The sequence below is a fragment of the Alloacidobacterium sp. genome, from assembly GCF_035631355.1.
Classification (GTDB): Bacteria; Acidobacteriota; Terriglobia; order Terriglobales; family Acidobacteriaceae; genus Alloacidobacterium.
Genome location: NZ_DASQIX010000003.1, coordinates 151,983 through 164,271, shown reverse-complemented (window position 1 = coordinate 164,271; position 12,289 = coordinate 151,983). Strand labels below are relative to the sequence as shown.

General features: G+C 55.2%; 13 protein-coding genes. 6 read left to right on the top strand and 7 right to left on the bottom strand.

Features of this window, described 5'->3' with window-relative positions:
- The coding region (locus tag VEV40_RS01270) for an FGGY family carbohydrate kinase (protein ID WP_324829560.1) at nucleotides 1-408 on the bottom strand (408 nt) is incomplete at its 3' end.
- Between the two features lie 93 nt (nucleotides 409-501).
- Between VEV40_RS01270 and ligD the strand changes: the two genes are divergently transcribed.
- Together ligD and VEV40_RS01260 are read left to right on the top strand one after the other, a co-directional pair.
- Entirely contained in the window at nucleotides 502-3,201 is a 2,700-nt protein-coding gene (ligD, locus tag VEV40_RS01265) for a DNA ligase D (RefSeq protein ID WP_324829559.1), read from the top strand.
- A gap of 83 nt (nucleotides 3,202-3,284) precedes the next feature.
- Entirely contained in the window at nucleotides 3,285-4,049 is a 765-nt protein-coding gene (locus tag VEV40_RS01260) for a hypothetical protein (RefSeq protein WP_324829558.1), read from the top strand.
- Nucleotides 4,050-4,114: 65 nt separating this feature from the next.
- Here VEV40_RS01260 and VEV40_RS01255 read toward each other — a convergent pair whose 3' ends face one another.
- A complete protein-coding gene (locus VEV40_RS01255) occupies nucleotides 4,115-4,540 on the bottom strand; it encodes a BrxA/BrxB family bacilliredoxin (RefSeq protein WP_324829557.1) in 426 nt (141 codons plus the stop codon).
- Nucleotides 4,541-4,644: 104 nt separating this feature from the next.
- Here VEV40_RS01255 and VEV40_RS01250 point away from each other — a divergent pair, with 104 nt between their 5' ends.
- Nucleotides 4,645-5,682, top strand: a complete 1,038-nt coding sequence (locus tag VEV40_RS01250) for a UDP-N-acetylmuramate dehydrogenase (RefSeq protein ID WP_324829556.1) — start codon at nucleotides 4,645-4,647, stop codon at nucleotides 5,680-5,682.
- Here the strand turns inward: VEV40_RS01250 and VEV40_RS01245 are convergent.
- From VEV40_RS01245 to VEV40_RS01230, 4 genes are read right to left on the bottom strand one after another with little or no spacing between them, the layout of a single operon-like run.
- Nucleotides 5,624-6,397: an ATP-binding cassette domain-containing protein gene (locus tag VEV40_RS01245; RefSeq protein WP_324829555.1), complete on the bottom strand. Its 774-nt coding sequence runs from the start codon at nucleotides 6,395-6,397 to the stop codon at nucleotides 5,624-5,626. The two genes, VEV40_RS01250 and VEV40_RS01245, sit on opposite strands and share 59 nt — an antisense overlap.
- Nucleotides 6,390-7,052, bottom strand: a complete 663-nt coding sequence (gene modB, locus VEV40_RS01240; RefSeq protein ID WP_324829554.1) for a molybdate ABC transporter permease subunit — start codon at nucleotides 7,050-7,052, stop codon at nucleotides 6,390-6,392. The genes VEV40_RS01245 and modB overlap by 8 nt, the downstream gene beginning before the upstream one ends.
- A complete protein-coding gene (gene modA, locus VEV40_RS01235; protein ID WP_324829553.1) occupies nucleotides 7,052-7,795 on the bottom strand; it encodes a molybdate ABC transporter substrate-binding protein in 744 nt (247 codons plus the stop codon). The genes modB and modA overlap by 1 nt, the downstream gene beginning before the upstream one ends.
- Nucleotides 7,788-8,189: a helix-turn-helix transcriptional regulator gene (locus VEV40_RS01230; protein ID WP_324829552.1), complete on the bottom strand. Its 402-nt coding sequence runs from the start codon at nucleotides 8,187-8,189 to the stop codon at nucleotides 7,788-7,790. Before VEV40_RS01230 ends, modA begins: the two co-directional genes overlap by 8 nt.
- A gap of 618 nt (nucleotides 8,190-8,807) precedes the next feature.
- Between VEV40_RS01230 and thrC the strand changes: the two genes are divergently transcribed.
- The 3 genes from thrC (at nucleotide 8,808) to trxA (ending at nucleotide 11,546) form a co-directional block, all read left to right on the top strand.
- Nucleotides 8,808-10,034 carry a threonine synthase gene (thrC, locus tag VEV40_RS01225; protein WP_324829551.1) on the top strand — a complete coding sequence of 409 codons (1,227 nt, stop codon included), beginning with the start codon at nucleotides 8,808-8,810 and terminating at the stop codon, nucleotides 10,032-10,034.
- Nucleotides 10,031-10,951, top strand: a complete 921-nt coding sequence (gene thrB / locus VEV40_RS01220) for a homoserine kinase (protein ID WP_324829550.1) — start codon at nucleotides 10,031-10,033, stop codon at nucleotides 10,949-10,951. Before thrC ends, thrB begins: the two co-directional genes overlap by 4 nt.
- 262 nt (nucleotides 10,952-11,213) lie before the next feature.
- Nucleotides 11,214-11,546, top strand: coding sequence for a thioredoxin (gene trxA, locus VEV40_RS01215; protein WP_324829549.1), 333 nt, complete (start codon nucleotides 11,214-11,216; stop codon nucleotides 11,544-11,546).
- A gap of 47 nt (nucleotides 11,547-11,593) precedes the next feature.
- Here the strand turns inward: trxA and lexA are convergent, their stop codons facing one another.
- The gene (gene lexA / locus VEV40_RS01210) at nucleotides 11,594-12,193 is read right to left on the bottom strand and encodes a transcriptional repressor LexA (protein ID WP_324829548.1); all 600 of its coding nucleotides are present in this window, start codon (nucleotides 12,191-12,193) and stop codon (nucleotides 11,594-11,596) included.
- Between the last annotated feature and the right edge of the window lie 96 nt (nucleotides 12,194-12,289).

Here is a 12,289-nt window from a genome sequence, read left to right as displayed (position 1 = left end):
GGCAGAAAAATATGGGTCGATAAGCAGCCCCGTCTTGCTGCGAACTGTATCTTCCATTCCATCGCTGACCAATTGCTGGCAAGTGTTGGCCGTACGGCGGTCTTGCCACACAATCGCGTTATAGACCGGCTTGCTCGTCTCGCGGTCCCACACAATCACTGTTTCGCGCTGGTTCGTGATGCCAAGCGCGGAAATGTCTCGCGGCCTGGCCCCGGCGCGGGCCAGAGCATCGATGGCCGAACCTAATTGTGTGGTGAGAATATCGAACGGGTCATGCTCAACCCATCCGGAATTGGGGTATATCTGTTTGAATTCCTTTTGTGAAGAGGCGACAATCTCGCCGTTCTGTCCAAAAAGTATGGCGCGTGAACTGGTCGTTCCCTGGTCAAGTGAAAGGATATAAGGCATCGTTTCTCTCAAAATTGACAGCCAGTTGAGTAGACAATGGTGGGGTGCTGTGTGGCAAGCAGCCTTCAACTCGAAACAGGAATCTTGAGATTTATGGCCCGTAAGAAAACACAGCAAATTTCTCCCTCCGAAGCAGTTGATGAGCAACTGGCGCGTTACCGCGCCATGCGCGATTTTTCGATGACCGCTGAACCGAGCGGCAACGCGCAAAGAAAAAGTGGGAATGAGCTGCCGTTCGTGATCCAAAAACACGCCGCCACGCGGCTGCATTACGACTTTCGCCTCGGGTGGCATGGTGTTTTGAAGAGCTGGGCAGTTGCCAAAGGGCCGAGTTATTACACCGGCGACAAACGGCTCGCAGTGCAGGTCGAAGACCATCCGATGGAGTACGGTGGCTTCGAAGGTACCATCCCGAAGGGCCAATACGGCGGCGGCACAGTGATGGTCTGGGACCAGGGCACATGGGAACCGCAGGACGATGCGGAGGAAGGATTCAAGACCGGCAGACTAAAATTCATCCTGCACGGCAAGAAGCTGAAAGGGAAGTGGACACTGGTCCGCATGGGCGGCCGCGCCGCACATGAAGCGAAGCCGAATTGGCTGCTGATCAAAGAACATGATGAATACGAGCGCAGCGCTGACGAGGAGCCGATTACCGAGAGCGAGCCGAATAGTGCAGTCACTGGGCGCGATTTGGAAGCGATTGGCGCGCAGGAAGACCATGTGTGGCAATCGAAAGCAACGTCGAAAAAGCGGAACCTCTCGCGTCTGCAACAAAAGCTGCAATTCCGCAGACAAGAGCAGAAGCAAGCTCCTGATCGCTCCAGCGTCCTGAGCGAAATACCCAAAGAGAAATTGCCGGACTTTGTTTCGCCGCATCGGGCAACAACGGTGTCGGTACCCCCTGAAGGGGACGACTGGCTGCATGAACTCAAACTCGATGGATATCGCATCCAGTTACGCATAGAAGAAAAATCAGGCCAGCGCGAACCCAAAATCTATACACGCAAAGGTCTGGACTGGACCCATCGCATGACAGATATTGCCAAAACAGCGTCGCAGCTACCCGTAAAAAGTGCGCTCATTGATGGTGAAGTCGTCGTGCTGGACGCGGCAGGCAAAACGAGCTTTGCCGATCTGCAAGCCGCTTTCCAGAACGAAAAGCACGCGCATTTCACCTATTTTGCTTTCGATCTGCTGCACCTCGACGGGCACAATCTGCGCGGGCTCCCGCTCGATAAACGTAAAGCAATGCTTGAAGGTTTGCTCGGTGAATTAAACGAAGACAGTACCTTGCGCTACAGCCAGCACATCCGCTCACGCGGCGAAGAAACATTTAGAAATGCCTGCAAGATTGGAACTGAGGGCATTGTTTCCAAGTTGGCTGATTCAAAATACTCTTCGGGACGCAGCAAGACCTGGCTCAAGGCAAAGTGCGTCCATCGGCAGGAGTTTGTGATTGGCGGTTTTACCCCGCCCGGAGACGGCGGCCGCGGCATAGGCTCATTGCTGCTTGGTTATTACCAGGACAGCAAGCTGGAATATGCGGGGCGCACAGGAACGGGGTTTACGCAGGCCACGCAGAAGATGCTGCGAAAGCGCCTCGATGAATTACAGCAGACCAGATCGCCATTTTCGAGAGAATTGGCTGCCGAAGAGAAGAAAGATGCCTTATGGGTGAAACCTGAGATGGTAGCAGAGGTGCAGTTTGCGACGTGGACCGGAGACCATCGCGTGCGTCAGGCTTCTTTTCAGGGCCTGCGCGAAGACAAAGAGCCGAAAGAGATTCGCCGCGAGGAGCCGGTTGCTGTGCCGAAACCTCCTCGATCCCCTAAAGAGAAGCCGCAGGCTAAGTCTACTCAGAAGCCAAATAGGAAGTCGGCGAACGTCCTCGAAGGCTTTCATTTAACCCATCCGGACAAGATTCTCGACGAAGACTCAAGGCTCACAAAGCAGCAGCTTGCCGAATACTACTTTGAAGTTGCCGCACATCTTCTGCCGCATATCTCCGGACGGCCTTTGAGCATCGTGCGTTGCCCGGAAGGCAGCGGCAAGCCATGTTTTTTTCAGAAGCATATCGGGCAGGGAGTTCCAAAGGGAGTTGATGCTGTCTCCGTTCCAGACAAAAAAAGTGGAGAGCCGGAAGAATACATTACCGTTTCAACCCGGGAAGGTCTGATTGCGCTTGCGCAGATGGGCGTGCTGGAAATCCATCCCTGGGGCTCTCGGAACGATTCTTTGGAAACACCTGACCGAATCATCTTCGACCTCGATCCGGATGAGGCGATTGACTGGAAAGTTCTGGTAGAAGGCGCGAATGAAGTGCGGGACGTCCTGAAAGAGCTGGGATTAGTATCGTTCGTGAAATCTACCGGCGGAAAAGGATTGCACGTCGTTGCGCCCATCCAGCCAAAGCATGAGTGGGCTGAGGTCAAGAACTTTACCCACAGTGTTGCGCTGGCGCTCGAAGCCAGTCGTCCTCAACGATATCTCACCAAAATGACCAAATCCGCGCGTAAAGGGCGCATTTTTCTCGACTATCTGCGAAATGATCGCGGCTCGACCGCCGTTGCGCCATACTCACCACGTGCCAGGAAGGGCGTGCGTGTTGCGGTCCCATTGCGTTGGGAAGAACTGCGTAAAGGCAATCCTACACAGATTGCCGTGGCCAATTTCGATACCTGGAAGAAACGCCTCAAGGATGATCCGTGGGCTGAGCTTTCTCATACGCGACAATCCCTTACTGAAAAAGCAATGCGCGCTGCCGCCAGCCTGACGGAATCAGCTAAATAGCGGTTTCCTGCTATGAAGTGCGCGGCAATTTTTCCGAGCAATGTATCTCCAAAAGGCGTCTAATAAACAGTTGGAGGTGGGGTATGCGTTGGGTGCTTACTGCGTCTCTTATCGCCGGCCTTGTTGTGGCTCCTGTTTCGGCGCAACGCGGAACTTCAACTGGGTATGCAGGAGGCTTCTCCGCGTCACATGGATTTCCGGCGCCACATATGAGCGGAGGATTTGGTTCAGGCAGTCATTTTGCATCTCCCCCTGTGATGTCCCGGATGAATTTCAACACACCGCCGCAATATCGCTGGAGCACATTCGGCAACCGACCTTCTTATTCGCCAAGTGGAAATCGATATTCTCCTCCCGCTCCAGATTGGCATCATGGAAAGCATACCTATCCTATTTCCCGCTACAGGCAACCGTATGTTCCGTATTTCTATGCACGCTCGACTTACCTAGTTCCCGGGTTGCTGAACTCCTATTGGGACTATCCGTATAGCTCAGAGTATTCAGACGACCAGACTGCCTCTTATCCCGCTCAGAGCCAGGTTGAAAATAACAACGACTACGGCCCCGAAACCGCTCAGTACGACCCGCAGCAAATGCAGGATGTTCCGCCGCCGCCTCCCGATTCAGGGGGGCCGACTCCGCAGGCTCCCCTAACGCTCATCTTCAAGGATGGGCACTCGCAGCAGATTCGCAATTATGCGATGACCAGGACGACACTCTACGTTTTGGATGAAGTTGGTTCCGGTCGCAGGCCGGAAATTCCACTTGACGAAATTAATGTGTCAGCGACTGAGAAAACGAACCAGGCAGCAGGCGTCGATTTTGCTGTGCCCATTGGCGCAGACTGAGCTTTCACAACCAGAAATAAAAAAAGCCCGGCCTAGACCGGGCTTTTTTCCCTGCGTGGTGAAAACTAGACGGCTGCCTTTGCGCAAAGTTCGTTGAAAGCACGGGCAAGTTCCTGGGCAATGCCCTGGGCAGTATTGTTTTCGATGATGAACCGCTGCATCAGGTAAACGAGCTTGCCGTCGCGCAAAATCGCAATCGCCGGTGACGTTGGTGGATTTCCCTCAAAGTAAGAGCGTGCGCGCTCGGTGGCTTCGCGGTCCTGTCCGGCAAAGACGGTGATCGCTTGGTCTGGAACCGTGGCGTTTTGCAGCGCAAGACGCACGCCGGGGCGCATTTTGCCCGCGGCGCATCCGCAAATCGAGTTAACTACAAGCATCGTCGTTCCAGGCTTTGCCAGCGCTGCGTCCACGTCTTCCGCCGTGCGCGCTTCCTTAATTCCTGCGCGAGACAATTCTTCGCGCATCGGTATGACCATGATCTCTGGGTACATTCGCTTTTGTTCCTCCAGCCTGGACGAAGCCCGGCATCTCTATTGTACGAAGGCCGCAAGCCTCGCGCCACCCCAGAAATATCCTCTGATGTATTGTGAAGCTGATGCAGGTTTTAAAGCAGGTTAATCTCGCGCCATACACGACGTTTGGCATTGGCGGTCCGGCGCGATGGTTCATTGAGGCTTCGACGGAAGAGGATGTCCTTGAGGCCGTTCGCTTCGCTCGCGAACAGAACGCACCTCTTTTTGTGCTGGGAGGCGGCAGCAATCTGCTGGTAAGTGACGCTGGGTTTCCCGGTGTCGTTCTGCATATAGCTCTGAAGGGAATTGAGCAGCAACATCTCGGAGCTGCGACTGGTTTCTCTGTCGCTGCGGGAGAAGACTGGGACGCATTTGTCACCGTGGCCGTCTGTCAAAACTGTGGCGGAATTGAGTGCCTGGCCGGAATCCCTGGCAGCGTAGGCGGTACTCCGGTGCAGAACGTCGGTGCTTACGGGCAGGAGGTGGCGGAGACAATCCGTCTCGTTCGTGCTCTGGACTTGCAGGCAACGCGCTTTGTTGACTTGAGCGCGGCAGAATGTGGATTTGCCTATCGGCGCAGTATCTTCAACTCTTCGCACCGTGATCGATATATCGTCACCAGTGTTCAATATGAATTGAAAAATGGCGTAGATCCAGTAGTTTCCTACGCAGATCTAAAGCGATACTTCCAGAATTGGAAATTCTCGCCAGCCTTGCCTGAAGTCAGTTCAGCAGTGCGCGAAATTCGCCGAGGCAAAGGGATGCTGATTGTGCCGGGCGACCCGGATTGCCGCAGTGCCGGCAGCTTCTTCAAAAACCCAGTTATCTCCGCGGAGCATTTTGAACAGATCGTGACGAGTTCGAACGGCGCGAATGTGCCGCATTATCCCGTAGCAGACGGACAAGTAAAGGTTCCTGCCGCATGGCTGCTCGATCAGGCTGGTTTTCATAAGGGATATGTGCTGGGGCGGGCGGGCATTTCGAGCAAGCATACGCTGGCGCTCATCAACCGTGATGGAGCATCTGCGAGCGACATTGCCGCATTGAGAGACGTAATTATCGCTATGGTTGTCGAGAAGTTTGCGATTCATCTTGAGCCCGAGCCTGTGTGGGTTGGTTGATAGCTCCAAGCTGGCGCAGAAGCCGCTCTCGCCGGGATGCGAGCACCTGCTGCACTGGTCCTTGTACGTCTAATCGGCCATTCTCAATCACAATTACATCAGCGGCGGTCTGATACGCCTCGGCCAGGTCGTGTGAGACATAAAGAGCGGGCACTTTGCGGACTGCCAGCCATGTGGTCAACTCTCCAAGTATCGACTCCTTCAGATCAGCATCCAGACCTGAGAAAGGCTCATCGAGCATGAGCAGCTTTGGCTCCGGCGCCAGTGCGCGAGCCAAGGCGACACGCTGATATTCTCCCCCGGACAATTCTTTGGGAAGGCGTTCTGCCAGCGCCTCTACCCGGAAGAGGCGCAGCATCTCTTCGACGCGCTGTTCTCGCTCGGCTGGAGCGAGAGCGTGAAGCCCGAAGGCCACATTGCGCCGCGCTGTCATATGCGGAAAGAGCGTCGGCTGCTGGGTGACATAGCCGATTTTTCGTTTGCCAGCTGGAATATTCAAGCCTCGCAGCACGTCGAGAAGCGCGTGATTCAGCAGAATGAGTCTCCCGTTCTGCGGCTGGATGAGGCCAGCAAGGATGCGAAGTATGGTACTTTTTCCCGCGCCGGAAGGACCGAAGAGCACCGTCCATGGAGACATCAGGCTGAAGCTAATGCGCAGGTCGAGCGTACCGATTCGGTGTTCAATCTCCGCGCTGAGAAAGGGAATGTCAGGCACGGCGCGCCTGCCTTCCCCATCCATAGACGAGGATGAGCGCCAGCAGCGAAACACTCAGCAGCAGAATGGCGGTGTGGTTGGCCTGGGTGTAGCGGAAATCCTGCACCTGGTCGTAGATCGCAATGGAGAGCGTCCGTGTTGCGCCGGGAATATCGCCGCCGATCATAAGCACAACGCCGAACTCGCCAACAGTATGCGTAAAACAGAGCACTGCGGCGGTAAGGATTGAGCGGCGAGCCAGCGGCAGCAGCAGATCGAAGAGAATTCGTAGGCGACCTGCGCCGAGGAGCGTCGCGGCATCCAGGACCTCCGGGGAAATGGCAGAGAATCCCGCTGTGATGGGCTGCACCGCAAAGGGAAGGCTATAGATCATCGAGCCGATGACCAGTCCGCTGAAGGAAAAGGCCACAGGATGGCCGATGATGTGAATCAGCAATCGTCCGGGAGCAGTGCGCGGGCCGAGCAGAACAAGCAGATAGAAGCCGAGAACCGTTGGCGGCAGAAGGAGCGGCAAAGTTGCAACAGCTTCGACAATTGGTCTCCATCGCGCCTTGCCGAACGTGAGCCAGTGGCAAAGCGGAATAGCGGCGCATAGCAGGAGAAGTGTAGTCAGGACGGCAAGCTTGAATGTGAGCCAGAGCGTTTGCGCGTCCATCAGCTTGCAGGCTCTAGTCCCCGCGCGGCCAATTCCTTCTGGACAGGAGGCGACAGCAGATAGTCGAGGAACTCATGCGCCTGCGTCCGATGAGCAGAGTTTTTCAGAATAACGGCGCCCTGCAGGATGGGCGGATAGGAGTCATGTGGCATCGCGATATAGTGACCGTTTGCTTTTAGCCGTTCTGAGAGCACGGAGGTGAGAGAAATTAATCCAGCTTGTGCGTTGCCTGAATCCACATATTGCGCCGTTTGCGCGATGTTTTCCGCAACGACCAGCTTCGATTTGAGCTGGTCGTAAAGGCCGAGATTCTTCAACGAAGCTTCAGCGGCGCGTCCATAGGGAGCGTGTTGCGCGTTGGCGATGGCCAGTGTCTTCAGCGCTGGATCGCGCAGCGTATTCACGGAAAGCGGGCGGAATGGCGAATCATTGCGCACCCAGAGGACCAGCGTACCGCGCGCATACGCGACGGGCTTATCAGCGTCAGCGAGTCCTTCTGAGATCACCCGCTGCGGAAATGAGAGGTCAGCAGCCATAAAGAGATCGAAAGGCGCGCCGTTCTGAATCTGCGTTGCCAGCGTCGCGGACGATTTGTACGACGCATCAACGTGGATGTGTGTCTGTTCCTCAAACTCCGCAAGTATCGGCGGCAGGACGGGTTGGAGATCGGCGGCGGCGGCCAGCCGAAGGGCCTGAGCGTTTGCCAGAGGAGCGAAGAGCAGAAGCAGGAGGAGCCTATACACGCAGCACCATGACCTCTGTGGATTTGATGAGCGCGGCGACGGTTTCTCCCACTTTGAGCTGCATCTCGCGCGCGGCCTCGGCGGTGATGATGGAGTTGATGATCTGCCCGCCGATCGAGAGCTTGACTTGCGCGAGCAGCCCGTCGATCCTGATTTCAACAATGCGGCCCACAAGCTGGTTGCGCCCGCTCAGAGCGCGCATCATCTGCCGCTTTGGCGTGTCCGGTTGTTTCGCTTTGTGAAGAAGGCTATCCAGTTCCCCTTCGGGAATGCGGTAGTGTCCTCCGGGCGTTTTCACCGCCTTGATTTTTCCGTGATACAGCCATTGCTTGACCGTCGGATAGGAAATGCCGAGTCGCAATGCGGCTTCACGCGGAGTCAGGAGCGATGCCATGCGGCGATTTTATACGATATTGTCGATTTGGCCGCTCATATCAGTCGAATTTCTATTATTTATCGAGTTGTACCCCCCTTATTTTGTACAAAGATCCTTTGTTTTCAGCAGTTTACAGATGCAATTCTGTACGAAGATTGTCTGTTTTCAATGGTTTAGGTGCTCTTTCAGAATTGCTTCGCAAAAAGGAAAAGCCCGCATCATTAGCGGGCTTCTTCTCTCTATTCCTATTCTAACAATTCAGGGCATAATTACCGGTCAAATTGGCCATTGTTTTTAATTTTTGGAATGTGTGGGTTAGAAGATCTCCACCGCCTTAGGGACTTGACAAGATTTTGGGGTGGCCCTTGGAGCCCCAGCCTGCGGCAGAGAGGTATGGCTCTTCGAGCCGGTTTTCATTCACTGGCCTAAAAGGCCCGATACTTCTAGGCTCCCATTATCATCTGGCGAGCTTTTCCGAGGGCGGATGCTAGGCTAAGAACATCCATGGAAAATTCTGGGCACAAATTGCGGTGCACGGGGTGTGGGCGTGTCGTTGAACAGGGCGAGTTGAAAGAGAACTTTCGGTGCGAATGCGGCGACTTGTATGAAGTTGTGTACCCCTCGTGGAGCGCGGGCATGGCCGAGATTCGCAAGCCCAACGCGAGCGCGCTGCGCTGGCTGTGGAAAGAGCGCTGCGTTTCTCAGTCCGACGCTGATCGGAGCGGTGTGTGGCGCTTCCGCGAATTACTGCACATTCTGCGCGATGAGGCGAACATCGTCTCGCTGCACGAGGGAAACACTCCGCTCTATCAACTGCGGAAGGTCGCGAAATCGACAGGTATTGAGCAGCTTTTCGCCAAGCATCAGGGAATGAATCCGACTGGCTCATTTAAAGACGCTGGGATGACGGCGGCGCTTTCTGTGGCGCATGAGCTTGGCTTTGAGTGGGTGGCCTGCGCTTCAACCGGGAACACATCGGCGGCGATGGCCGCTTACGCCGCGCGGGCGGGTATGCGCAGTCTGGTGCTGATTCCGGAAGGAAAGATTGCGTGGGGCAAGCTGTCGCAGGCCATGGATTATGGCGCGCTTACGCTGCAGTTGCGCACGGATTTTGACGGCTGCGTGCGCGTGTTGAATGATGTGGTGAAGCGGGCTCCGGTTTATTTGCTGAATTCGGTGAATCCGTATCGTCTGGAAGGGCAGAAGACTCCTGCGTTGGAGATTGCCGAGGCTTTCGAATGGGAAGTTCCTGATCATCTGATCGTTCCCGGCGGAAACCTTGCTAACAGCTCTGCTCTGGGCAAGGCGTTCCTGGAGATGAAGCATCTGGGACTGACGGCAAAGCTGCCAAAGATTTCCGTGATTCAGGCGGAGGGTGCGAACCCGTTGTACCGAAGTTTGCAGGAGAACGGCGGCGAGACGTTGGAACCTGTGGAAGCGCAGACACGGGCATCGGCCATTCGCATTGGCAATCCGGCGTCGTGGAAGAAGGCAGTGCGCGTCATCCAGCAGACCGGCGGGTATTGTGAGCAGGTGAGCGAAGCCGAGATTGCGCTGGCGAAAGCCGAAATCGGGGCGGAAGGCATCGGGTGCGAGCCTGCGTCTGCGGTGACGCTCGCCGGTTTGAAGAAATTAGCACGGCAGGGCAAAGTGCAATCTGCCGAGAGGGTCGTGCTGCTGCTTACCGGGCATACGCTCAAAGATTCGGACTATACGATCGCTTACCATCGCGGCGAACTGCTGAAGGCGTATGAGGTTGGCGGGTTGCGTCCTGAGATTGAATTGACGCGGCGCAATGCGGTCGAGCTGGATGCGTCAGCGGACAATGTACTGAAGGAACTCGAAAGGGCCGCGGGGCGATGAGTAAAGAGCGGCTTCATCTGCGACTGCCGGCGACTTCGGCCAATCTGGGGCCGGGGTTTGATGCGCTTGCCCTTGCGCTGACGTTGTATCTTGAGGTCGAAGCTGCTCCAGCAGAGCGCTATGCGATTCACGCGAGCGGACGCAATGCCGATGTGTGCGGCGCGCTGGAGCGGAACCTGCTGCTACACACTTACAAGACAGTTCTGCAGAAACAGAACGCTGCGGAAATACCGCTGCAGCTCGAAGTCCGGAACGGGATTCCTCTGGGCATGGGCTGCGGTTCGTCGGCTGCAACACGGCTGGCTGGTGTGGCGCTGGCATCACACTTCGGCGGGCTTGGCTGGGACCGGCGCCGTATCCTCGCGGAAGCGTCTCGTTTAGAAGGCCATCCCGATAACACGGCGGCCTGCTGGCTGGGGGGATTTACCGTGGCATGCTGGCATGGCGATGAAGTGGAAGCCATTTCGCTGACGCCTCGCAACCAATGGCAGGCATTTGTCGTGATGCCGCTGAAGCCGCTGGCAACAACGATCTCGCGCAAGGTGGTTCCTGAGATGTTCAGCCGTGCCGACGTAGTCGCCAACCTGCAGCGGGTGGCGCTGCTGACAGCCGCATTCGCCACCGGATATGGGGAACTACTCTCAACAGCGGTTGAGGACAAACTACATCAACCTTATCGCGCGGAAGTTTGTTCGCTTTTGAAGAAACTGCTGCCGCTATCAGGACAGGGAGACATCCTTAGTGTCACGCTGAGCGGGGCTGGACCATCCGTTCTGTTGCTGGTGCAGCCGGGCATTGGTAACGATGCCACAAAAGAACTTGTGCGAAAGCATGCAGATGGTGAACAGATAGAGATACTGGAATGCGGCCTTCAACTGAATCCAGCACTGTGCCGGATTGAGCGCCTGACGAGATAGCTACCTGATTCAAGGTTACTTTTTGCGTTACCTAAGTTTTCTTTACACGGGCCATGCAAACAGTTAATTTCGCTTTCGTGGGCAGTTCTGGGGGAGGGCTGCTCTAGCGCCCGTGACTCATAACGTGAGTCCGGGCGCTTTTATTTTTTGAGACAATTCGAGTACTCCGGAACCGTATCCTGTTGCGACCTTTGCGCACCATTTATCATCAAATGAGTTGCTTTGTGGACTCAAGAGAGTCGGAAGGGTATGAAGGAGGAGCATGGCAGGTCTGGCGGTGGTAGAAGTAAACGATGCGAGTTTTGAGCAGGAGGTGCTTCAGTCGGATCAGCCTGTTCTGGTTGATTTCTGGGCGGCATGGTGCGGGCCGTGCAAGGCTTTGGCGCCGATTGTCGATGAGGTCGCTTCAGAGTACAGTGGCAAGCTGAAGGTGATGAAGATGGACGTGGACCGGAACCAAGCCACCCCTATGCGCTATGGAATCCGCGGTATTCCAGCGCTACTGCTCTTCAAAGGTGGAAAAGTCGCCGACCAGATTGTTGGATATGTTCCAAAGGACACCATTGCGCGCAGCATTTCCCGCGTGATTGGATAAGCATTCGTTTTGAAATCGGGAAAAGCCCGGCGGGAAGCCGGGCTTTGCTATCTATACTTTCTGAGAAGACCATGTACGCGCGCCTGAATGGCTACTTGGGCCGCCGGCACATAAATAGGATCCATTTCGATATTGGATGGCTGCAGACGAACCATAGATCCTTCCAGATAGTAGCGCTTCAGTGTGGTTTCCGCACCGTTCACAAGGGCGACAACAATGTCTCCCTGGTGCGCGGTGCGTGTCTTTTCAACTAATACATAATCTCCATCAATAATGTGTTCGTCTCGCATCGAATCGCCACGAACTCTAAGCGCAAATGCATTGTCGCGGCCGATCAGGTCGGAGAAAGATATAGTTTCGACATTTTCCGAGGTTTCCAGAGGAAATCCTGCGGAAATGGTACCCATCAATGGAATCAAGCGCTCGTTTTTACTCTGGGCCGGTACCAGATCGATTGAGCGGCTGCGATTATGCGCGCGACGCAGAAGACCTTTGCTTTCCAGGTTAGTGAGATGCTTGTGTACCGTAGCCAGCGATTTGAGGTCGAGTCCGCGTGCAATTTCTTCAAAGGAGGGCGAGTAGCCATTGCGTTGCTCAAAGCCGGAGATGAAATCCAGCACTTCCTTTTGCCTTCGTGTTACCGCCATAGATCGCATTGTAGCGAATAAAAAGCGAATCATAGACAACTTTTTGCGGGCTGGACTGGGTTATTTCCTGTATGCGCGGATAGCCGTCACGATAAG